Consider the following 22764-nt stretch of genomic DNA (forward strand, 5'->3'; position numbering starts at 1 on the left):
CGATAAAGATAAGCATCCTTTTTTTATTAAAATGCTAACATAATCATAATATGTAAAACAGCGATAGGTTCCTATCTGATCCAACGCCGGATATCGTTCATCAGCTGGTCTTCACTCACTGACGATGAATCTGTATACTGATCCGGGGAGATAGGGCCGGGATAGGAACGCCCTTTACGGTCGCAGGTAACGCTGCTGGCCAGGGAAATAAATGCGCTGTCTGCCAGGAAAATATTGCTTTTGCCGGTGGCTACACCATAAGTCGGTGTCCCGAATGTTTTTACCTGCGGCAATCCGAGGAATGAAATAAGTATCATTTCGCCTGCACTGGCCGTGTAGTGGCCCATGATAATGGCAATAGGCTTGCGGGATAGCTTAAGCGGCGCAAAGGAAGACAAATACCCAAGCCGCGCGGTTTTATGTCCGCTTTTGGTATAGATGCCATTTTTGTAACGTGTGATATACGATACATGCCCTTTTTTGTCAACATATTTCAATAATATATCCTGGTTAATCAGCGGCGCAAATCCAGTCAGGAAAGGCACCGTGGATCCTCCCTCCATCTTCCGGAAATCAATGATAAGGCCTTTGATATTTTCATCGTCCATCTTTTTCAGGGCGGTATAAAGACTATCGGCTATCCGGTGTTGATCAGCATGATCCACTGAGTTGTACGACTTTAATTCCAGTATACCGTATCCCCCGTCTATCCTGGCGTTGAAGGGAATGCTGCCTGTTTTGTTACTTAAGATACTGGTAAGGGAGCTTCCTTCTTTTGCGGGAGGATGGAAGAAACTGTGATGGTCGTTGAGGCCTGCCAGCAGGTATTGAATGGCGGGATAGGTGTCCTGCCAGGATACGGCCTTTCCCATTTGCGCAAGGGAAGCCTGATACAACTGTTTGAAATCAATATCCTTTTTCCGGATGCTCTGGTTCCTGACCTGCACAAAGGCATCGTTAAAATAATGGAGCGCTGCAGGCGAGATGTTTTTCCGGGCAGCCTCCCGGTCGTCCAGTAAATAGGTAGTACTGCATCCGGTAAACAAGGCGGCCAGCAGCGCCCCGAAGAATAAAACATGCGTGTGTCTTCTTCCCGTCATAGATTCAAAGGATTAGGAAATAGGCTTCAATGTACGCCGGTTTTGTAATTTTTCACGCATAACGACCCATACATTTGGTGCCCCTGAAAAGAACCACAACGCCAGAATAGGATCACAGATGGCACAACCAAATGACGAGGTGGGATCCATCGGCACAATGGCATCCGCTTTTAAATGGTGCACCAGGTCCCAGCAGGTATGTAGTATCCATCCGATACCGATCATATAATTCCGGGTTAAACCCTTATACGCCACAAAGGTCATCAGTGCACAGAAAGCAAACTCCCATGGCCCAAGACCGCTGCTCAGGTAAGCGGCGCCGGCTCCCGCCAATACGATGGCATTTAATCTTGTGCGGTTTTCTTTTTTTACAAGGGAGAATATACCAATATAAAGCATGGCGATAACAACGGCGCCAATGATCTGAGGCATCCCAACCTCAGGAACAACATGATCCTGCATAATTTTTTTCTTCAAAGATCATGGGAAAACAAATCTGCCACCAGGATCTTTAAGGGCTTTTTCAGGATGTTTCAATCATTGTTGATCACAACGGAAATAATACCATACAGATACCACCGGCCAGTTGCAGTGCCAGGTTGTAAAGGGCTACGCCCTGGCCTATCTGCTTCCCTTCCAGTTGAGATAACGCGAAGGTATCTATCGACAGGAATAATGAAGTAACCGCAATTCCCCGGATTGTCAGCCGCCAAAGGAAATCGACGGACCCGCCCTGGTATGTCAGATAGCAGGCGATCAGTAACAGTAGTAAACCTGCTGCGATCATGTATTTCATTGCCATCCCTTTTTCCATAAGGAAAACGGTCAGCAGGAGCGTCCCTGTCAACACAGCGATCGCCAGCCACACCGGGTTGATCACTGAGGCTGTATGCTGGCTTAATGAGGGTATATCGGTAAAGGAGGAACATACTCTTCCAAGGGCGGCGACAAATGACAATAAAATGCCAATACGCAGCTGCGTGTTTTGCCATACGCCTGACGCATATTCCTGCTTTTCATACCGGACATTTCTTACAGACATGAATGCCAGTAAGCCAATTATAATACCTGCCGGAATATTGGCAAAGAAAACAAAAGGCCAGGAATAATTATCTGTCAGATAGCCTGCGAAAGGTGCTGTCAATGCCGGTCCAACAAGCATAGCGAAGATCACAAATGCCTGTGAGGTAGCCCTTTTTTCTACAGGCCAGCTTTCGGTAATAGTAATGTGCGATAACACCAGCATACCGCCACCACCGAGTCCCTGCAGAAAACGGAAAATTGTCAGTTCGTAGATACTGGCGGCATTACCGCAGAAAAAAGAACAGACCGTAAAAAGTAAAATGGCGCCAACAAGATAATTTCTTCTGCCCAGCTTTGATGAAAGCAGGTTGCTAAAAGGTATAATAATTATTTGGCCAAGAACATAGGCTATCGTTACCCAATGGACCTGGTAGGCCGGTACGCCCAACTGGCCCTTTATGTCGGCAAAGGCTACGTCGGCGACAGTGATATTCATTACTGGCAGCAGGATACAGATAATCGCAGTAAGCGTAATAAACGCGCGCCGGAATCCATATTCAACCAAAGAGGATACTTGTTTCATAGGAATACAGGGATATTTTCAGCAGACGAAGGTAATACGGCAGTACGTAATTTCAAACCTGCCGGTCATCCAGCTATCATAAAAAAAGTAGCCTCCCGGTGAAGGAGGCTACTTTTTTTATTAACATTATCGACACTACTTATTTCCCAAATACTTCCGCCAGCTTCACATCCAGCTCCTTTGCCTCGCCGCCTATCCATCTGCCGATGATCTTTCCTTCCTTATCCAGCAGGATTTTGGTCGGGAATGCAGAGATACCGTAGGCACTCACTGCATCAAAAGATTCAATGCCTTCGTTGTTCAGCACATTTACCCAGTTGATATCATCTGTTTTAATGGCTTCCAGCCATATCTTCCTGTTCTTTTCAAGATCATGGCTGTTTTCGGAGGCAATGCCTACGATCTCAAGTCCCATGGGTTTATATTTACCATACACCTCTTTCAGGTGAGGATGGGACGCGCGGCAGGGATGACACCAGCTACCCCAGAAATCGAGCAGCACATATTTTCCTTTCAGTGTAGCCAGACTAACTTCCTGTCCGTTCATATCTTTTTTGTGCAATGGAATGGCAGGTTGGCCTACAGCAGTGGCTTCCAGGCTGGCAATTCTTTCGCTGATCACCTTCGCATACGCGTTTTTCTTTGCGGCACTACCCATTCTGTTGTAGGTAGCTTTTAAAGAATCCAGTTCCATAATAGCTTGCATGCGATACAGCATATACATGCTGTAAGGGGAATTAGGGTGACTGTCGAAGAACGACTTTTCCAGTTCCTGCATAGCCTTGCCTCTTGCGCTGTTTGTTTTGTTGATGGACGACATCAGCACTTTATTTTCACAGGATTTGCAGCTATCGGCTATTTTCCTGGTGGCCATCCAGCTTTCCTGGTCCATTTTACTTCCTTTGATTCTTAGATCTGTCCAGTCGGCGTTAGCTTCACCACCCTGTACTTCGGCTGCATACACTTTGTCTGCATCGCCTTTAATGGTGATTACGTCGTTGGTCAGAAAGAAGCGGAGAGCAGGAGCGGTCAGCGTCTGTTTTTCGGTGACCACTTCCAGCGCAGGGTTTCCTTTTACGGTGAAACTGGCCATCGTAGCGGTATTCACCGTTCCTTTCATGATCAGCCAGCCTTTTTCAGTAGTGTAGGTGGAGTCGATGCTTAATTTCCCGTTACTTACATACGACAGTCTGGGCTGATAATTTTTAACATGACTGAGTTTGATCCTGAGGGTATATCCCTGCTGGGCGAAACTGCCGGATGCAACAAGAAAACTGCACAACAGTATGGCATACTTCTTCATCATATGAATGGTTGGTTTTTGTTTTTACGGATTATTGGACATTGTGGGATTGGCATCCATTACATAGATGGCAAACCGCAGGGTAAGCCGCTCCGGTTTCATGGTGTAGGTGCCGGTTACCTTGCCAAAATCATCATATACTTTATGCGTGTTTCCCACTGTGCCGGCATAGGATGGTTCCACCGAGATGCGGCGCATATCCAGCCAGCGGTTGCCTGTCAGTGCAAATTCACGGATCCTTTCTTCCAGGATGAATTTTACCAGTGCCACTTTATCACCTGCAATAGCGGTGGGTACCGGTGCATCCGATGATGCTACCCTGGTGAGACGGAAATTTTTAAGATCCTCCGCTGCTGCGGGCAACTGACCGAGGCGTGCTTTGCATTCTGCTATCAGAAGATATATATCCGTTACCGTTACGCCCATATTTGCGTACGACTGCCCCCAGGCTCTTCTCATGTTGGAAGGATAACTCGCACCGGTTAACCAGGTCTGGGTGCTGAAAAATTTCAGTCGTTCATCGTCGGTAGTGAAAAGTGCGGCTGTCTGAGAACTCATCACCACGCCATCAAGCCCTGCACCATACAGTCTTGCAGCAGAGCGCATATACGCTACTTCATTGTCCATATCAGCATAGAGCCGGTTAGGTCCGTTCATCGGATCAATAGGGAGGAAGGTGCCGTTTGCAGCAAATTCTTTATGATAGTCGTACAGCCCAACTTTTATGGTGGAGCGGGACAAGGAGGTCGTAAAGGCCTGCAGGAGCGGCAAAGCCGTATCCCATTGCTGCATGAATACATATACTTTTCCTAACAGCGCCTGTGCTGTTGGTTTGGCGCCCCTCGCTCTGTTGGTGATGGTTTCGGGCAGTAAAGGAATAGCTTCGTTCAGATCGGCTACAATCTGGTCGTACAGCTGCTTCACGGTGGCCCTGGTGAAGGTAGTTTGTGTAACATCGGCGGTCATAAATAAAGGCGAAGCCAGGTCGGTAGCTGCGGTGGCTGCATTATAGGGCTTGCCGTATAAATTTACCAGCAGGAAATGTACCCAGGCCCGTCCCATCAATGCTTCTGCCCGGAGCGCATTTTTTTGTGCATCCGTGCCATCGGATGCTTTCATCACTTCTGCAATGATTTTATTGTAGATATAGACCTGCTTTACAAACATCGTTATTTCCGACTCGGTGACGTTGGGGAGATAGATATCATCCGACCATTTGAATGCCTCCTGGTCGGCCATGGAAGCGGCGCCAAATCCTACTACATTGAAACTGCCACTGCCTGCTACTTCATCTCCCATAACAGCAGGAGAAAAAAGCGAGAACTGGTGGAGAGAGGCGGCATTCAGCATCATATCATAGTCCCCTGTTTTTTGTGCAATCAGTACGCCTTTGGGTGTTACTTCCAGGAACTCCTTTTTGCATCCTGATTGAACAAAACCAGCCACCGATAATGAAAGGAGTATTATTATATTTTTTGCAACCTTTATCATTGCTTTTAATTTTAGAGTGTTAAATGAGCACCGATGGTGATGGCCTTCTGATTGGCAGGCATAATACTGCTGGTGCCAGGTGAAGTGCTGTTGGAGAATTCCGGATCCAGACCGTAATGGTTGGCTTTCCACAACATCAGGTTGGATAACTGCGCACGGAAGGAGAGTCCTTCAATATGCATCATGCTCACTACCTGTGCGGGGAGCTGGTACACGAGGGAAATGTCCCTGATCTTGATGTAAGAGGCATCCACTACGTTAATATCTCCACGGGTATAATAAGAAGTAGTACGTTGTGCGCTGCTGGTAGACGGATTTGCTACAAATCTTGGGACATTGGTCTTCAGTTCATCACCCGGCTGCTTCCAGCGGTCGAGAAATTCTGTATTGATGTTGCCCGATCTGAAATTCATATAACCCACGTTGAAGCTGCCGGAGTACTGGGTATTCATATCCCGGTACATTACATTGCCCATATTGAAGATGGTATTTACAGAAAGTGAGAAGCCTTTGTAGTGGAACATGTTCGACAATCCACCGCTCCACACCGGTTGATATACACCTTTAAAGACCATGTCTTCCGGTTTGGCCACATTGTTCGCTTTGGTTACTTTACCATCTGCCAGCCGGATCTGTGGATCACCGGAGGCGTCCAGGCCGGCATACCGGTAGGTAAATACGGCAAAGGCAGGATAATTCAATACGTAGCTATTGTTGAGCAACTGATCGCCCCGGCTGATGGGAGTAGCAATCAGGCCCAGGTTGGTGAGCTTATTTTTGTTGTACGACATATTCAGCGTGGTACTCCACGAGAACTTCCCTGCATCAATGTTTAAAGAGCTGAGGGCGATATCAAATCCTTTGTTGGTCAGCGAGCCCACATTGCCATAAATGGAACTGGTGCCGGCCAGCGGGTTTACAGGCAATAATCCCAACAGGTTGTCGGTATTCTTAAGATACAGGTCTACCGAACCACTCAGCCTGTTGCGTAATATGCCAAAGTCGATACCCACATTGTATGTTTTTGTGCTTTCCCAGGTAAGATCAGGGTTGCTGAGGGTAGAAATGTTCAGTGCCTGTCCGCCGGGAACGTATCGTACTGTAGCTGGTTTGAAAATATCATAAGAGGCTGCGGAACCTGGTTTAGGCGACATCCCGGTCAGGCCGTAAGTAGCTCTCACCGCCAGTGCATCTACCCAGGATACATCATGCATAAAAGACTCGTTGGCAATATTCCATTTTCCTCCGATGCTCCATACCGGTTTACGCTGCGCAGATCTGTTCAAACCAAACAGGTTGCTCTGGTCATTACGTAAACTGGCGTTGATACTATATTTACGCAACAGGGTATAGGCCGCATTTCCATAGTAGGAAGTAAACCTGGAGCGGGGGATCGTTTCTGATTCACCGAAATAAGAGCCGTTTTCATCATTGGAGGTCGACAACCTCGACGACTTACGGTCTATACCTGTTGGCAGGATAGGGCCTACGATACCGGTAGTAGAAAGCAGTTTATAATCCAGCATCGGGTAGGTTTGCAGTTCTTCGTCGTAGCCATATACGGTACTCCGGTTTACCACCGTGCGTTGTTCCTGGGCTTCGGCGCCGGCCAGTGCGGTTAACTGGTGCTTGCCGTTGTTCCAGTTTTTGTCGTAGTGCAGTTGATTTCTTACTACCCAGTTATCCAGCGATGAATTATATACGGTGTATCGTCCCCCTTTCGTTGGTAGGTTATAGGTAACTGTTCCATCGCTGTTGGCAACGGCAAAATTCGTGATGTTGGCGCGCTGCTGATAGTTGGACACATCGTCATATACCTGTGTCTTCCCCGTTTCTTTTACATAAGCATATACACCTTCAAACTTCAGCCCTTTATACAGGTTCACGGTAATACCGGTATTGAATCTTCCGCTGAAAGTATTACTCTTCGTATAGCCGGTATTCATATTATCAATAGGATTGTAATTCATATTGATTTTACTCAGCTTTTCGATATTGGGTCTTTCCCTTTCACTCAGGTAACCCATGTAAGGCATGTTGAGACTGTTGCCGTTATCATCGCGGAACAACTGGTAGGGGAGATACCTGTTATCGATGGAAATGGGCCGGCTATCGGTGGTGCTGTTATTGGTCAGATCTGCGCTTACATATATTTTCAGCAACCGGTTGAAGTTGAAATCCTGGCGGGTATTCAGTTTGAAGGTATTATCCTTGCTGCCGGGTGTATAAGATTTGTTATCGGTATAGGCAAATGAGTTGTAGTAAGCATGCTTGTCTGTACCACCACTAACGGTTACGGTATGGTTGGTCAGTAAGGAAGGGCGATACCAGATATCCCCCATCTGTGAGGTATTGCTGATACGGCCAAGGCTATCCAGTTTGGCATTGCCCACTTCTTTGGAGATCACGCCGTTTTTCATATCATACAATATCTGGTTGGAAGGCGCCAGTCCGTATACAGAATTCAGCGGGTCATAGGTGGTAGCGCGCTGGTAGGGCATATACAGACTTACGGAATCGAAAACTTCCCGCATTGTCTGGATATACTGGCTGCTGTTCATCATATGGAAATAGTCGTATTGCGGGCGTCCCTGGAAGTTCACAAACCCATCATACGTTACTTTCATTTTACCGCTCTTTCCTTTTTTGGTATTGATAACAATCACCCCATTGGAAGCCCTGGCACCCCAGATAGAGGCGGCGGTGGCATCTTTCAGCACGGTAATGTCGGCCACGTCCTGCGGGTTAATGGTAGAGATCCTGCTCACATCTACCGCGATACCATCTACGACTACCAGCGGGTTCCTGTCGGATTGCAGGGTGTTGAGCCCCCTGATGAGAAAAGTATTTTTATCGGTAGAAGCACTGGGAGAGTTGTTGATCACCAACCCGGGAATCTGGCCGTCCAGGCGTTGCAGGATATTCATGCTGGTGGAGCGGTCGGCTACTACAGCCATATCCGGTTTGGAAAAAGAGCCGGCGCTGCGCTCTTTTGAAATAGTCTGGTAACCGGTGGATACGGCCACATTGATTTCATTGAGCGCAGTGACCTTTGTTTTCAGGGTAATAGTGGCCAGATCGCTCCGTCCGTTGATCCTTACCTCGTGGGTTTCCACGTTCAGACCTGTGAACAATAAAGTAGCACCGGGATCTATATCTTTCAAAACAAAAAGACCATCGGCATTGGAAAAGGTGCCTTTGGAGCGGCCTTTTTCCTGTACACTGATGCCGGCGGCAGGTTTCCCGTTTTCATCTTTCAGAAAACCAACTACATCCATCTGCGATAACATAGCCGTATCTTTTACAACCACCGTTTTTGCCACGATAGCATAGGTAAGGGGCTGATTACGGAAGATGATAGCCAGTACGTCTTTCAAAGATGCACGCTCTACGTCCAGCGACACCGGTGAGGCTTTTGCCAGCATAGCATCGTTGTAAAAGAACTGGTACCCGCTCTGTTTTTTCAGCTCCGGCAATATTTTGGATAAAGGCGCCTGTTTGGCTGACAAACTGATGGTTTGCGCCATTACTGCCTTTCCGGCCAGTGTGAGCACTAATAGTAATACCAGTGCTGCAACTTTTTGATTCAGCAACCGCCGAACGGACAGCGTCGCCGGTTTCCCCGATTTTTTGGGATAGCACATCCCCTTAGCAGATGACTGCATAACTTTTGGTTGGTTTTAGACTTACGATGATTATATTTTGGCCGATTTCTCCGGTGTCCGTACTCAGCGCGACAACACGGTTAATTTTCTTCCCTCGAGTTTAAAATGAATTCTGCTCATTTCAAGTATTGTTAGTAATTCGGTAAGTGTAACGGACCGGCTGAATCCCCCGGTAAAAGTATCGGTGGGCATTGGACCGTCGTATATTATTTCTATATCATACCATCTCGCTACATCACGCATGACATGGGTAAGATCCCTGCTTTTGTATTCAAACTGACCGTTCTTCCAGGCGATGGCTTCTTCTATATCGGCATTGCCATCTATCCGGATATTACTGCTGTTTTTCGATAAAATCGCCTGCTGGCCGGGAACCAGCATCTGGCTGCTGGCACCGTTGGTCACTTTAATGCTGCCTTCCACCAATGTTACACAAAGGTTGGGATCCTCATCATATGCGTTTACATTGAAGTGTGTACCATATACCTGCACCTGTTTGTCGTTTTGCATTACAATAAACGGACGGGCGGTATCTTTGGCAATCTCAAACCATGCCTGTCCCCTGATCTGCACTACCCGTTTGTTCCCCGGAAAAACGACCGGATAAGTAAGGGATGAACCGGCATCCAGTACTACCAGCGAGCCATCGGATAAGCGAAGCGGATATTGCTGGCCCCTGCGGGTGGTCAGCGTATTATAGGTAGTGGCTGCGGCGGATGTTTCGCCGGAATATACCACGGTTCCGTTGGCCGCAGATACCTGTGCATTCCCCTGTTGAAGATGGAGCGTATTGGCGGCACTGTCCAGCTGCACTACACTGCCATCGGCCAGTGTGAGCGTGGCGCCTGTAACACCAGGCATTACATCATTCTTATAGGAAGGATTCGCAATCTTTGCTACCGGTAGCCGCTTGTTTTGCTGCTGGTGAAGGTAATACCAGGAACCTATGCCGATGAGCAGGAATACAGCCGCTGCAGCCCATATCTGCCGGATCCGGCGTACGGGCCGGTGATGTATCCGGAGATAATCCGTTGGTTGCTGATTTCCTGTAGCCAATATTTTTTTCAGCGTTTTGGCGCCATTTACACCGGCCGACAGGTCATATTCCCCCTCATGCCGGTCCCACCAGGCCTTCATGTCGTCAGATAATAATGCTTCATTCTCTGTATTGGCTACCAGTTGCCAGAACTCCTGCAACTCTTCCGGGCTGGCTTGTCCCCTGGCATATTTCTCGAATAATAGCTGTAAGCGTATCGGTTGCTGCGACATGTTAAAATAAGTGGCTTATACTATATAGACGCACGTAAAAAGAGCAGGAGGTATCGGGACCGGAAATTTTTTTTTACTTCCGGGTTTCCAGGTAGAAATAAAGCAGCAGTGAGCTTTCCAGGCCTCTTTTATGGAGGAACTCCCGGATGGACTGGAGTGCATGGGACATTGTTTTTTTCACTGTCTGGGTCGACAGGTTCAGTTGGCGGGCAATCTGTTCGTGGGTGAGCCCCTGCTCCCGGCTGAGGGTAAATACGAGTTTTCTTTGAGGAGATAATTGACGGATAGCCTCCTGTAACAACTGACGGGCTTCTCCATCGAGCAGTTTATCTGCGGTATCTTCTACATACAGATCTGCCATCTGCCCGGCCACCAACTCCTGCATTTTACGTTGTGTAGCAGTATACCGGAAGAAGCTGATCGCTTTATTGTAGGCGACTTTGGAAAGAAAGGCATCCATGTTCCGGATATCGGTGATCAGTTCACGGCCCGTCCATAGTTTTGTGAAGATATCATATAACAGCTCCTCCGCAATTTCATGTGATTTCGTCATGCGCAGCAGGTAGGTATACACCTTTTTCCAGTAGCGGTTGTAAAGCTCGGTAAAGGCGACTTCATCCCCATCTGCGATGCGGCGCAGCAAATCATTTTCAATATAATCGGAATCGGAGGACATATTTGCTGGGATAAAAGTAATAAAAAAGATGAGATATCAATCCCTGCCCGATAGATTCATTATTTCTTGTATGGGTGGTGATGGAGGTAAAGCAGGATGGCCACCCATGTGAGTGGCCATCTCAGGTTATTCATTTCCGGTATTACGCTATTATTATATCTGCAAGAGGGGAATCTGCAAACCAGCTATCATGCTGCTAATTCTCACTGCTCTTTAGAACAGCTACTATGGCAGGATTCAGGGTATGTAAATATTCCTCCAAAGCCTTTTTCCTGTATGCTTCCGCTTTCATGAGCTCAAATTTAGGGGCGCTCCCTTCCATGCCGGATGTGCTCACATAAGTAAGTGTATAGTCGTTAAAAGATAAATGAATGTCCATATCGGTACAACTGCCACTTAATATAAATTCATTTTTTAGCCATTTACCTTTAGAGAAATAATCCGGAAAATAGGTTGGGACATTGATCCCTTTATAGATCAAAAGAGAAGTGATGATCGTGTCGTTTTTTTCTAATTCCAGATAAATATTAAAATATCTGGTTAAGGGATGAACTATAACGTTTGCCAGAAAGGTCTTGTCTTTAGGATGAGTGAAGGTTTTGTATTTAACCCGGAAATCAAGTGGCGTTCTTATAAGTTCCGCTTTAATTGCATACAGTATTGCTATATCCAGATGTTCATCCTGCGTGGCCAGCATAAGAAGCGCCTGATGTATGATCTCAATCATGGTGAGTTGTAGATACTCATCATCTTTTGATGAAAACTCTTTACCGGGGTCATAGCTGAATTTGACATTTACGATGTGTTTTCCTTCTCCGATAATAAGGTTTTGATCCTTTTCCCTGGTATGGATAATATGTATATGACGATAAAAGGTAAGCTCATGTTTTTTCAGCATGCCTGCGTATATCATTGAAATACCTTCTGCGCGTGAATTAATCGGTTCGTCTGTAACAGATACTAATCTTAACATCTTAAATACATTTTACTATATGAATTTAAAGTTTTATTTGATTAAGTGGCCTTCTGCGCCAGTCGCCCGCAAATGAACAGCCTTGTACCAAAACCGGACACTTCCTCGCATTAACCTCCTGATTCTCAATGCTGCTTCGACAGGTATCTTATTTGCGGCCTCACAAGACAAATCCAGCTCTCCATGTTCAAAAATAACTTCCTGATCATCTGGCGCAACCTGTTGAAAGACCGGCAATTCACCATTCTCAACCTGCTTGGATTATCTACCGGACTGGCTTGCTCCCTGTTGCTATGGCTTTGGATAAGCGATGAACTAAAAGTGGATAAATACAATGAGAAAGACCGGCAGCTATACCAGGTAATGGCCAACATCAAAACGGACAACGATATCAAAACCATCTCCAATACGCCCGGCCTGCTGGCAAAGGCATTAAATGAGGAAATTCCCGGTATTGAATATGCCGTATCTGTACTGCCGGCGTCCTGGTTTCCATTCAAAGGAGTGGTGTCAAACGGCGAAACACAGGTGAAGGCAGGAGGGCAGTATGTGGGACAAAGCTACTTTGATGTATTTACCACGCCACTTATAGAAGGGAATAAAAACCAGGTGCTGTCCGATAAATCTTCGGTGGTGATCTCTGAAGAACTGGCCCGGCGGCTTTTTAATACCACGCAGCACGTTGTAGGGAAAACCATAAAATGGAATCAACAGGAGATGAGTGGTTTGTATACGATCTCCGGTGTCTTCAAAAATAACCCGGTTTCTGCTACGGATCAATTTGACCTGATTTTCAATTATGAGGTAGTGCTGGATAAAAGACCGGGCCTGAAAGATTGGGGGAACAGTGATCCCAGCACTTTTGTCATTGTAAAAAACACCTCGGCAGTGGCTCAACTGGATAGTAAAATAAAAAACTTCATCCGCACAAAAGATAAAAAGTCCGGTATTACCCTCTTTCTTACACGTTTTTCCGACAGCTACCTCTATGGGAAATATGAAAATGGGGTACAGGCCGGGGGCCGGATCTCTTATGTAAAAATGTTCTCCATTATCGCCGTACTGATCCTGCTGATTGCCTGTATCAATTTTATGAATCTCTCTACAGCAAAGGCTTCCGGAAGAATGAAAGAGATAGGCATTAAAAAAGTATTGGGCGCGCGCCGGCGCGTACTGGTATTTCAATATATCGGGGAATCGATGCTGATGACTTTTTTATCGCTTGCCATCGCGCTGCTGTTGATCATCCTCCTGTTGCCGGTATTTAACAACGTATCAGGTAAACAGCTGAGTTTGCACCTGAACGCTGAGTTAATCCTCATTATGGCGGTTATTACACTGTCTACAGGCCTGGTGGCGGGTAGCTATCCAGCCTTGTACCTGTCGGGCTTCAATGCACTGACGGTATTAAAGGGGAAGCTCCGTACTTCTTTCGGAGAGTTACTGATCCGTAAAGGATTGGTGGTAGTGCAGTTTACGCTGTCGGTGGTATTCATTGCGGCGGTGCTGATCATCTACAAACAATTGAACTACATACAATCAAAAAATCTGGGTTATAAACGGGATCATATTATCCATTTTGAAATTCCCCTGGAGATGGATTCCGCACAGTTGAGTCATGCGGAGGCCTTCGTCAGCGAATTGCAGCACACGCCAGGTGTGATCAATGCTTCCAGCTATTATCATAACCTGATGGGAGAACACGGATCTATTTCCGGGTTCGACTGGCCCGGTAAAGATCCTCAAACGGATATTGATTTCTCTAACCTGGAAGTAGGAAATAATTTTCTTGAAACGGCCGGCATTGGCATAAAAGACGGCCGCAATTTTTCCACCAATGCGAATGCACAACGGGAAATTATCTTTAATGAAACCGCTATCCGGAACATGGGATTGAAAGATCCCATCGGAAAAACGATCAGGTTCTGGGGGCAGGAGCGCAAAATAGTTGGTGTGGCAGCCGATTTTAACTTTGAGTCGCTCTACCAGCGGGTGAAGCCCTGTTTTTTCCAGGTATTCCCGGTAATGCCCAACGTGATGGTGAGGATAGATAGCGATAAAGAACAACAGGCAATAGCGGGTATCCGGAAAGCTTATCTTGCTTTCAACCCGGGAATGGCCTTTGAATACCGTTACCTGGACCAGGATTACCAGGCCCTTTATGCCGCAGAACAACGGGTGGGTATTTTATCCCGCTACTTTGCAGGGCTGGCGATCATCATTTCCTGCCTCGGGTTATTTGGTCTTGCTGCCTTTACCGCGCAAAGAAGAAAGAAGGAAATCAGTATCCGTAAAGTAGTAGGGGCTTCTGTAGGAAGTGTGGTGACCTTGCTGTCGGTGGAGTTTCTGAAACTTGTGCTGATCGCACTTGTCATCGCTTTTATACTGGTATGGTGGACGATGAATAACTGGCTGAATGCTTTTGCTTACCGGATTCATATCGGTTGGGATATTTTCCTGATTACGGCCCTGGTTATCGCCATTATTACGGTGGCTACCATCAGTTTTCAGGCTATCAAAGCCGCTATCGCAGACCCGGTGAAGAATTTGCGGGCAGAATAAAGCCGCCCTCCGGGAAGGAGAGCGACTTTATTGCTTTTATGGTTTGATATTCACTGACGTAATTTTCTCAGGTAACCATATTTCCATTTGTCCTTTGCCCCGGTTTGCCCAGGAGAAATAGGGTATGGCGGTGATGGTTTGCTGCGTGGTAGTAACAGATTCGCCATTTGCAGCCACTTTTACCACCGGTACTTCGCCTTTGAGTGTTACTACGCCATTGAGTAGAGATGGGTCGTAGGCGGCGGTAAATACCGTGTTGGCAGGCAGAATGATGTTGCTGATGTCACCGGCATTATCGGCATGTTCTACACAATATACCAGTGGACCGCGTTGCAATGAAATACGGTTCCGGTCCTGTTTAATACTGTCGATCGCCTGCACTTTTCTTACTTCCATCGGTAACTGGAGATGTACCACATCGTTTTTCTTCCAGCTCCGCTTAATCACTGCATACCCATCTTCCATGTCATACTTCACCGGCGTACCATTTACGGTGAGAGTAAAGGCGGCATCTGAGTGGTCATTGTAAAAGTAGGTGGCGCCTGGAACCGGTTGCTGTTGCGCCCAGCCCGGAATGCGGATATGCAGCGGGAACTCCTGACTGCGTTTAGGCGATACGGTTATTTTCACATCGCCTGTCCACGGATACCCGGTTTGCTGTTGCAACTGTACCGCTCCATTTTTCAACGGGATGCTGGTGTTGCTGCCAACAAACAGGTTCACCCAGATATCCTGTGCCGATTTACCATACACATAATCCCCCAGGGAGGCAATGAGCCGGGCAATATTGGAAGGGCAGCAGGCCGTTCCAAACCATTCCTGGCGGGCATGTTGTCCGCCGGAGGCGAGTGGATTCCCGTAAAAGAAGCGGTCGCCGCTGAGCGACAGTCCATCCAGGGCGCCGTTGTACAGGCTTCTTTCCAATACGTCGATGTACTTGCTGCTGCCAGTGAGCCCGTTCATCCGCTGATTCCAGAATACCATCCCTACCGATGCACAGGTTTCGCAATAGGCGTCGGCGTTAGGAAGGTCATAATCGGTGGTAAAGCCTTCGTTATGCCCCGATGAACCAATTCCCCCGGTGATATACATATTACGGTATACCACATCTTCCCATACTGCTTTCATCGCATTCATATAGGCTTCATCATTACGGGCGGCGCCTACATCGGCTACGCCGGTGTAGAGATACATGGCGCGTACAGCATGACCGGTAATCTGGCGCTGTTGTTCTACAGGCAAGCTATCCTGGCAGTAGTCCGCGTTTTTCCAGTTATCCCATATTACACCACGACCATGACCTTTTCCACGCTGCTGGATAAACCAGTTGGCCAGGTCCAGGTATTTTTGCTGATGGGTGGTTTTGTAAAGCTTCACCAGTGCCAGTTCTATCTCTTCATGCCCCGATACCCACGGACGGTTCGGCACACGGAAAGTACTGTCGATATGATCCGCAAAACGGGTAGCTACCTGGAGCAGTTTTTTCTTACCGGTGGTATTGTAATACGCAACAGCTGCTTCAAACAGGTGACCGGCGCAGTAATCCTCATGCTTTTCCATATCCGTCCAGCGCTTGTCTGGTGCATTAAGGGTATAGAAGGTATTGAGATAACCATCCGGTTGCTGCGCGGCGGCAATCTTATCGATCCATTCATCGGCTTTTTTCTCTACTGCCGGATCGGGATAAGTTTTCAGCGAATAGGCAATGGCTTCCAGCGCCTTGTACACATCCGAATCATCGAAGTAGATGCCTTCGTGCTTTTCGCCGTCGTGCCGCGCTACTTTTTCAAAGTTGCGGATCCGGGGTGTTTTCACTTCTGTCTGGTCAATGCACACCGGTACGGTTACTTTGCTCACCGTTTGCATGCGTGGCCGCCAGAAGCTGTCTGTAATCTGCACCTGTGAAAAGCTCACCGGCTGAATGGCCTGCAGCGACTGGGCCCCCGCGTTCATCGCTATGGCGCTGCAAAGCAATAGTCCTAAAGATCTTTTTGTATTCATCCTGTTTAGTTATTCAATTTTGGATTAGCATTAACGGCTTGCTGTGGAATCGGGAAGATACGGCGTTCATCGCCATTTGGTTTATGTGATAACCAGCTTTTCTTTGTATAAATGCCAAAGCGGATCATATCCCGGCGGCGGTAAGACTCCCACACAAATTCCCAGCCCAGTTCATCCAGGAAGCGGCCATATTGCACTGCAGTGGCATCGCCCGGATCTGTGATTTTATAGTTTTGTACATAACCATAATGATAAACGCTGTTTTTCAGCAGATCGGCGCCTGTTACGGTGGCTTTGGCCGGATCTGTTTTGAAATCTCGGGTACGCACCTGGGTCACCAGCAAAGCGGCATCGTCGCTATGCCCGGTGCGTAACAGGCATTCTGCTTTCATCAGCAGTACCTGTGCATAGCGGAAGAAGGGAAAGTCGTTGCTCAGATCCGGTTTGGCGCCCACCTTTACTTCAAACTTATTCATGCGGTAACCTTCCGATTCACCGGTGTAGAGGCCATCCGGCAGATCTTTTGTCAGCACCAGCTGTTTGCCTGCCCGGTCGTAAGAGCCCAGCAACGGTTTGCCATCCATACCGGTTTGTGGTCCCATGAGCCAGGTATCCGGCAAACGTTGATCTGCGGCATCATAGGTATCAATAAACTGGGATATGGCCATGGCAGAACCGGAGCCCCAGGGTGTGGCCTGCATGTTGGATTTGGCTTTGAAAGCACCATGCCAGGAAAACATCTCATACAAAAAGCCACCCGCTACATTCTCATCAAAAGGCACGGCAAAAATAATCTCCGTACTACGTTCATTATTCGTTTTGAAAATATCGCGGTATACAGGTTCCAGTGTATACTTGCCCGCTATATCGTTGCATTGTGCCAGGCAGGCTTCCCATTGCGGGGTGCCGGTATATACGGCTGCATTCAGGTACACATTGGCCAGCAGCGCTTTGGCGGCCCACTTGTTGAAACGGCCGTAGGTATTCTGATTGATGTCTTCACTCAGATCGGGTATGGCTGCCAGGATTTCATTTACCACAAACTGGTATACGTCTTTTCGCGCTGTTTTGCCGGGGTAGTCATTCTGGCTGGCAGTGCCATGAAGCGGCTTCGTCACCAGGGGCACATCTCCAAAATTATCCAGCAACAGCCAATAGAAAAAGGCCCGCGCTACCCGCATTTCCGCCACGAAGTTTTTCTTATCCAGGCCGGCAGGCATCTGAATCTTACCGGTATCCAGTTGCTCTATTACGCGGTTGGCATTGGACACGCCTACATACATGCTGTTCCACATATTAGACATCTGTGGGTTTTCGGAGTTCCAGGTATGCAGGTGCATTCTTTTATAGATACCGCCGTCATCCCAGCCGGAGGCATTGGCAGGCATCACCAGTTCGTCGGTAGATGCTTCCTGCGCAATACTATAGGTGGTATGCCCGAAAAGCCCGCGCATATTGGCGTATACAATCCCCATAGCTTTGTAGGGATCGGTATATTTATAGGCATCTTCTTTCACCTGTGAATAGGTGATTTCATCAAGATTATTATTACAGGCCATTCCCGCTATCAACAACAACAGGTATATACAGCTGTTAATTTTTTTCATCGGTTAAGATTTTAAGATCAGAATGTAAGGAATGCACCAAGTGTATACGTGGCCGTAGCCGGGTAGCGGTTACGGTCGTCTACGCCGGGTACCAGCGCATCACCGCCATAATAGGCGCTGATTTCCGGATCTATCCCTTTATACTTTGTGAAAGTGACCAGGTTGGAACCGGAAGCGTATACCCGTATCCGTTTGATGAACGGATTCTTCAGCGTCATGTTATAGCCCAGCGTGATATTGTCTATTTTCCAGTAGTTGCCGTTCTCCACGTAGTAGCTGACATAGTTGAGCGACTGGTCATCTGCCAGTGGTCTTTTTCCATAGATCTTGTCGTAGGTGGTGGAAAGTACATTACCCCTTGTCAGCATCACCGGTTGTTCGTACCACATGCGTGCGGTGTTCAGGATCTGGAAGCCGAAAGCGCCACGCATGGTGATATTCAGGTCCAGTTTTTTATAGGTAAATGTGTTATTCCATGCCAGGAAATGCTTGGGTAAACCGTTACCGATTACCTGTTTGTCGTCTGCCTGCTGATCGTTGATAGATTTGGGCTTGCCATCTTTTCCTGCGATGATCCAGTGACCATTGTCGTCAATATCCACCGTTTTGAATCCCCAGAAATTGCCGATGGGATTGCCGATCTGGATACGTGTAAATTGTGTCTGGATTGGTTCCCCGCTGGTGCCACGGTCGAAATAGCCGCTGGCAATAGAAAAGTTTTTATCTGACAGGGACACAAGTTGGTTTTTGTTGGTGGAATAGTTGACCGTTGTACTCCACATGAAGGTTTTTGTTTTAACAGGAATACCATTTACCTGTATCTCTATTCCTTTATTGTCCATGGTAGCGGCATTGGCGGTCATGGTGCTGTACAGGTAGGGTGGGGTAGGCACCGTATAATCCATCAGCAGGTCGGTGGTATGCCGTTTGTAAATGTCGATGGTACCGGTGATCCGGTCTTTCAGAAAGCCGAAATCGATACCGATATTGGTTTCCTGTTTCTTTTCCCAGCGCAGATCGGGGTTTGGATTGGTCGACTGGCTGATGCTCTGGATCCATTGCCCGTTATAATACACATAGCTGTCGAAATTCAGCAGGTTGAGAGAACCGTAGTTACTGGAAGGCTCTGTTCCTGTAACGCCATAACCACCGCGGAGTTTCAGGCTGCTGATCGCATCCACGTTTTCCATGAAGCTTTCTTTCTTGATATTCCATCCGGCGGAGATGGCCGGGAAGTTACCCCACTTATGATTGGCGCCAAAACGGGAAGAGCCTTCATGGCGTACGCTGGCCATCAACATATATTTTCCTTTGAACGCATAGTTCAGCCGGAAGAAATAACCGACCAGTTTATTTTCTGCGGCGTCAGAATTTTCTGGCGCTTCTCCTCTTTTCAGTGCGAGACCCGATTGCATTTTATTATAGGAATAGTCGTCGGTAGGGAAGTCCCAGTTCTGCATCCAGTAATCGTCCGACATATATTTACGCCAGCTGTAACCTGCCAGGGCAGTAAATTCATGTTCCTTTATTTTCTTCTGGTAGTTGGCGGTGAGTTCCAGTAAATTTTCTTCCGTCCGTGTAGTGCCTCTGCTGGCGTAGCCATTGCGGCCATCGTGGATGGTGGAATAATGTTGCTTGCTCTCATAATAGCCACGGGAGCTGTTATATACATCGCGGGAACCAAGGAGACTGATAGTAAGATCATTTACCGGGATAAAGGTAATGGTACCATAGGTCCGGAGATCGGTGTTCTTGTTTTTTCCCTGTGTTTCCTTTAACAATGCTACGGGGTTGGCATAATCTGTTTTGTCGATATGCTCTGTCCACTTGCCGTTGGGATCTTTCAGCGGATCGGTGGGATTATAGGTAAGTGCATTGCGGTATACGTCGGTGCGGTAGCTGGAGCCATCGGCGCCTGCAAAATACTCCTGCTGGTAGCCGCTTACATTGGCATTGAATTTCAGCCTGCCGTCGAACATCTGGTGATTGATTTCTATGCGGGGAAAGAATACCAGGTTATCCGACCGCTTCATGATGCCCTGTAAACTGCGGTAGTTCAGGTTGGCAATATAGCTGGTATTTTTGCTGCCACCTTTGAGGCTTAAATTATAAACCTGGGAGATGGGGGTTTGTGTTACTTCCTTCAGCCAGTCGGTGTTGGCGCCATAGTCTGTAGCGCCTGGTTTGTTGTCCTTTACCAGTTGCCGGTATTGCTCCGCGTTCATGAAGTTCAGCTTCTTTGTAATTTTCTGGGTAGATACATATGAGCTGAGTTCTACGGTGGCAGGTGTTTCGCCCAGTACCTGTTTGGTGGTGATGAGGATCACACCATTGGTACCACGGGTACCATAAATCGCTGCTGCTGATCCGTCTTTCAGCACATCGATCGATTCAATATCTTCCGGTGCCACACTGATCAGGGATCCGGGAACACCGTCGATCAGTACTAAAGGTGATACGCCGGCTTTCAGGGTGCTGATACCGCGCAAACTGATCTGGGAAGTGCTGGTGGGATTGCCGTCCGGGATGGTGATGCTGAGTCCTGCTACTTTTCCCCGTATCAGTTGTCCTGCATCAGTAGCGGCGCCTTTTACAAAATCTTCTGCTTTTACACTGGCGATGGCGGTGGTGATGCGCTCCCGTCGTTGTGTGCCATAGCCTACTACCACCACTTCGTTTAAGCCGCTGTTATCAGCTTCCAGTGCTATTGTCAGATTAGTTTGGGTACCTGCCTTTATTTCGCGTGGTTTGTAGCCGATAAAGGTAAAAGTGAGGATGGCATTATCCGGCACCTGTAGTTCGAAATTACCCAGCGGATCGGTGACTGCGCCGAGAGCAGTTCCTTTTATGCGCACGGTTACACCGGGCAGGGGCTGGCCCATATCATTTACCACATGTCCTTTTATCCGGATGTCTTTCAGTACTTCATCCCGGAGGGCTACCAGTACCAGCCCGTTGTCCATGATACGGTATTGCAGATCGGGCAGGTAGTTGTCCATGATTTCAGGCAGGGTGGCATCGGCCACATGAATGTTGACGGTCTTTTTCTGAAGGCTGCTGTTATTGAACATAAACCGGAAGTTGCTGCCGGCGGCTATCTCCTCAAAGAGTTTCTCCACGGCTACATGATCGTGGCGCAGCGTGAACCGCTGCTGGGAGTATACACTGGCAGAAACCTGTAATAAAGCGCCCAGAATGCAGATGGCGGTAAGCTTCATAAAAAGCAATATTTTTTTGAGCCGCCTGTAGCCAGGCGAGTCGTTTTGGTTGTTTTTCATACATTTGTTTTGAGAATTGTTAAAATTCAGGGCAAGAAAATCCCGTTCAGGTCATTGATCCGAATGTGGAATTCAATCCTGGTTTGACATCCAGGGAAAGTGGTCCAACACTTTCCCTTTTTTTTGCCCTGTTACGTGAAATTAAACTGGTCAGCCTTTCCTTTTGGTTGATTACATGGCAATAGCATTAAAGGTGAAGAAATGTATTATCTGATCATAACGGTGTCTTTGTTGATATGGAAGCGGAAGGGAGTGGTGAATTGCAACGCAGTAAGCGCCTGCTGGATATCTTCATTTTTGGAAAACTCTCCACTCATCAGCTGGTCATGTAGTGCTTCATTTTCTACAATGATCCGGATATTGTACCATCGCTCCATTTTGCGGATCACATCATCAAATGGTTCCTTTTTAAAAGACAGGCGGTTGTATACCCAGGCGGTTTCGGGTGCAGCCAGTTCTGCTACTTTTTTGATGGCTACAGGTGGCTCAGTGGCTTCGCCGGGCTGGATTCCGCCATTTACCTGCTGGAGAGTGAATTTCTCCAGTGGCTGCAGTATAACCGGCGCTTTACCAGGTACAGTAACGGATATTTTTCCGCTCACCAGCGTAGCTTCAGCCAGTAAGTCTTCTGCATAGGCTTTTACATTAAAGCGGGTACCCAGCACCGTAATTTTCATATTCTGGGTATGCACTACGAGTGGATGTTCTGCTGCACCGCTTACTTCAAAATAAGCTTCTCCAACAAGTGTTACCTCGCGTTTACCATTTACAAAACCATCTGCATAAGTGAGTTTACTCCCGGCATTCAGACTCACTTTGGTACCATCCGGCAGTTCTATTTTTGTTTTGCTGCCAGGGCGTGTGCTTACCTGGTTCTGATGCGCCAGCGCAGCAGGAGGGGCGCTATATTGCCACCATACCCAGAAGAGCGCTCCCAGCACGGCTGCTGCGGCGAGCCAGGGGAGGTGGTACAAACGCCGTTTCGCCGGCAGTCCCATCTGGCCGCTTACTTTTTTCCAACCTTTGTCCAGCATTTCCCTTCCTTCTTCTACTTCCACAAAGGCGGTATCTGCCCGCTGCAGGGATGCCGTCAGGGCCTCCAGGCCATCTGCTTCCCCATGCAGGTGCTGTAATGTCCGCAACTCCGTCAGTTCTTCACTGGTAGCATCGCCGGAAATCTTTCTGCCAAGTAAAATGAGTAGTCGTTCAGGAAGCATGAAAATAAGTATCTGC

The 22764-nt window shown here is 47.6% G+C and carries 14 protein-coding genes; 1 reads left to right on the forward strand and 13 read right to left on the reverse strand.

The genetic code is table 11. The annotated features are described in order from the left end of the window. Nucleotides 1-71 precede the first annotated feature (71 nt). The 9 genes from BMW79_RS17755 to BMW79_RS17795 all read right to left on the reverse strand — a co-directional run bounded on the left by BMW79_RS17755 (nt 72) and on the right by BMW79_RS17795 (nt 12083). Nucleotides 72-1100 (reverse strand): S41 family peptidase, encoded by a 1029-nt coding sequence (locus BMW79_RS17755; RefSeq protein ID WP_089897010.1) that lies wholly within the window; start codon nt 1098-1100, stop codon nt 72-74. 12 nt (nt 1101-1112) lie between these two features. Further along, nucleotides 1113-1562, reverse strand: a complete 450-nt coding sequence (locus BMW79_RS17760; protein ID WP_245752573.1) for a DUF6010 family protein — start codon at nt 1560-1562, stop codon at nt 1113-1115. 85 nt (nt 1563-1647) lie between these two features. Further along, nucleotides 1648-2706 (reverse strand): MFS transporter, encoded by a 1059-nt coding sequence (locus BMW79_RS17765; RefSeq protein WP_089897012.1) that lies wholly within the window; start codon nt 2704-2706, stop codon nt 1648-1650. A 139-nt stretch (nt 2707-2845) separates the two neighbouring features. Continuing rightward, a complete protein-coding gene (locus tag BMW79_RS17770) occupies nt 2846-4012 on the reverse strand; it encodes a TlpA disulfide reductase family protein (RefSeq protein WP_089897013.1) in 1167 nt (388 codons plus the stop codon). Nucleotides 4013-4033: 21 nt separating this feature from the next. After that, entirely contained in the window at nt 4034-5500 is a 1467-nt protein-coding gene (locus BMW79_RS17775) for a RagB/SusD family nutrient uptake outer membrane protein (protein ID WP_218150373.1), read from the reverse strand. An 11-nt stretch (nt 5501-5511) separates the two neighbouring features. Then, nucleotides 5512-9165, reverse strand: a complete 3654-nt coding sequence (locus BMW79_RS17780; RefSeq protein ID WP_089897014.1) for a SusC/RagA family TonB-linked outer membrane protein — start codon at nt 9163-9165, stop codon at nt 5512-5514. A gap of 63 nt (nt 9166-9228) precedes the next feature. Then, a complete protein-coding gene (locus tag BMW79_RS17785) occupies nt 9229-10434 on the reverse strand; it encodes a FecR family protein (protein WP_089897015.1) in 1206 nt (401 codons plus the stop codon). A 73-nt stretch (nt 10435-10507) separates the two neighbouring features. Further along, on the reverse strand, nt 10508-11110 hold the full coding sequence (locus tag BMW79_RS17790; RefSeq protein ID WP_089897016.1) for an RNA polymerase sigma factor: 603 nt from the start codon (nt 11108-11110) through the stop codon (nt 10508-10510). 196 nt (nt 11111-11306) lie between these two features. Further along, nucleotides 11307-12083 (reverse strand): hypothetical protein, encoded by a 777-nt coding sequence (locus BMW79_RS17795; RefSeq protein WP_089897017.1) that lies wholly within the window; start codon nt 12081-12083, stop codon nt 11307-11309. A 183-nt stretch (nt 12084-12266) separates the two neighbouring features. Between BMW79_RS17795 and BMW79_RS17800 the strand changes: the two genes are divergently transcribed. Then, a complete protein-coding gene (locus BMW79_RS17800) occupies nt 12267-14645 on the forward strand; it encodes an ABC transporter permease (protein WP_089897018.1) in 2379 nt (792 codons plus the stop codon). Nucleotides 14646-14681: 36 nt separating this feature from the next. Here BMW79_RS17800 and BMW79_RS17805 read toward each other — a convergent pair whose 3' ends face one another. From BMW79_RS17805 to BMW79_RS17820, 4 genes are all read right to left on the reverse strand, one after another. After that, on the reverse strand, nt 14682-16646 hold the full coding sequence (locus tag BMW79_RS17805) for a glycoside hydrolase family 127 protein (protein WP_089897019.1): 1965 nt from the start codon (nt 16644-16646) through the stop codon (nt 14682-14684). Nucleotides 16647-16651: 5 nt separating this feature from the next. Further along, on the reverse strand, nt 16652-18253 hold the full coding sequence (locus BMW79_RS17810; RefSeq protein ID WP_089897020.1) for a RagB/SusD family nutrient uptake outer membrane protein: 1602 nt from the start codon (nt 18251-18253) through the stop codon (nt 16652-16654). Between the two features lie 17 nt (nt 18254-18270). Then, nucleotides 18271-21531: a SusC/RagA family TonB-linked outer membrane protein gene (locus BMW79_RS17815; protein ID WP_218150374.1), complete on the reverse strand. Its 3261-nt coding sequence runs from the start codon at nt 21529-21531 to the stop codon at nt 18271-18273. 206 nt (nt 21532-21737) lie between these two features. Next, entirely contained in the window at nt 21738-22748 is a 1011-nt protein-coding gene (locus BMW79_RS17820) for a FecR family protein (RefSeq protein WP_177192233.1), read from the reverse strand. Nucleotides 22749-22764 lie beyond the last annotated feature (16 nt).

The sequence above is a fragment of the Chitinophaga arvensicola genome, from assembly GCF_900110835.1.
GTDB lineage: Bacteria > Bacteroidota > Bacteroidia > Chitinophagales > Chitinophagaceae > Chitinophaga > Chitinophaga arvensicola.

What these genes read in the sequence shown, in the direction of transcription:
- BMW79_RS17795 (WP_089897017.1), bottom strand. Translation starts at nt 12,083, where the DNA reads ATGTTAAGATTAGTATCTGTTACAGACGAACCGATTAATTCACGCGCA.
- BMW79_RS17770 (WP_089897013.1), bottom strand. Translation starts at nt 4,012, where the DNA reads ATGATGAAGAAGTATGCCATACTGTTGTGCAGTTTTCTTGTTGCATCC.
- BMW79_RS17765 (WP_089897012.1), bottom strand. Translation starts at nt 2,706, where the DNA reads ATGAAACAAGTATCCTCTTTGGTTGAATATGGATTCCGGCGCGCGTTT.
- BMW79_RS17775 (WP_218150373.1), bottom strand. Translation starts at nt 5,500, where the DNA reads ATGATAAAGGTTGCAAAAAATATAATAATACTCCTTTCATTATCGGTG.
- BMW79_RS17800 (WP_089897018.1), top strand. Translation starts at nt 12,267, where the DNA reads ATGTTCAAAAATAACTTCCTGATCATCTGGCGCAACCTGTTGAAAGAC.
- BMW79_RS17815 (WP_218150374.1), bottom strand. Translation starts at nt 21,531, where the DNA reads ATGAAAAACAACCAAAACGACTCGCCTGGCTACAGGCGGCTCAAAAAA.
- BMW79_RS17785 (WP_089897015.1), bottom strand. Translation starts at nt 10,434, where the DNA reads ATGTCGCAGCAACCGATACGCTTACAGCTATTATTCGAGAAATATGCC.
- BMW79_RS17790 (WP_089897016.1), bottom strand. Translation starts at nt 11,110, where the DNA reads ATGTCCTCCGATTCCGATTATATTGAAAATGATTTGCTGCGCCGCATC.
- BMW79_RS17810 (WP_089897020.1), bottom strand. Translation starts at nt 18,253, where the DNA reads ATGAAAAAAATTAACAGCTGTATATACCTGTTGTTGTTGATAGCGGGA.
- BMW79_RS17820 (WP_177192233.1), bottom strand. Translation starts at nt 22,748, where the DNA reads ATGCTTCCTGAACGACTACTCATTTTACTTGGCAGAAAGATTTCCGGC.
- BMW79_RS17760 (WP_245752573.1), bottom strand. Translation starts at nt 1,562, where the DNA reads ATGCAGGATCATGTTGTTCCTGAGGTTGGGATGCCTCAGATCATTGGC.
- BMW79_RS17805 (WP_089897019.1), bottom strand. Translation starts at nt 16,646, where the DNA reads ATGAATACAAAAAGATCTTTAGGACTATTGCTTTGCAGCGCCATAGCG.
- BMW79_RS17780 (WP_089897014.1), bottom strand. Translation starts at nt 9,165, where the DNA reads ATGCAGTCATCTGCTAAGGGGATGTGCTATCCCAAAAAATCGGGGAAA.
- BMW79_RS17755 (WP_089897010.1), bottom strand. Translation starts at nt 1,100, where the DNA reads ATGACGGGAAGAAGACACACGCATGTTTTATTCTTCGGGGCGCTGCTG.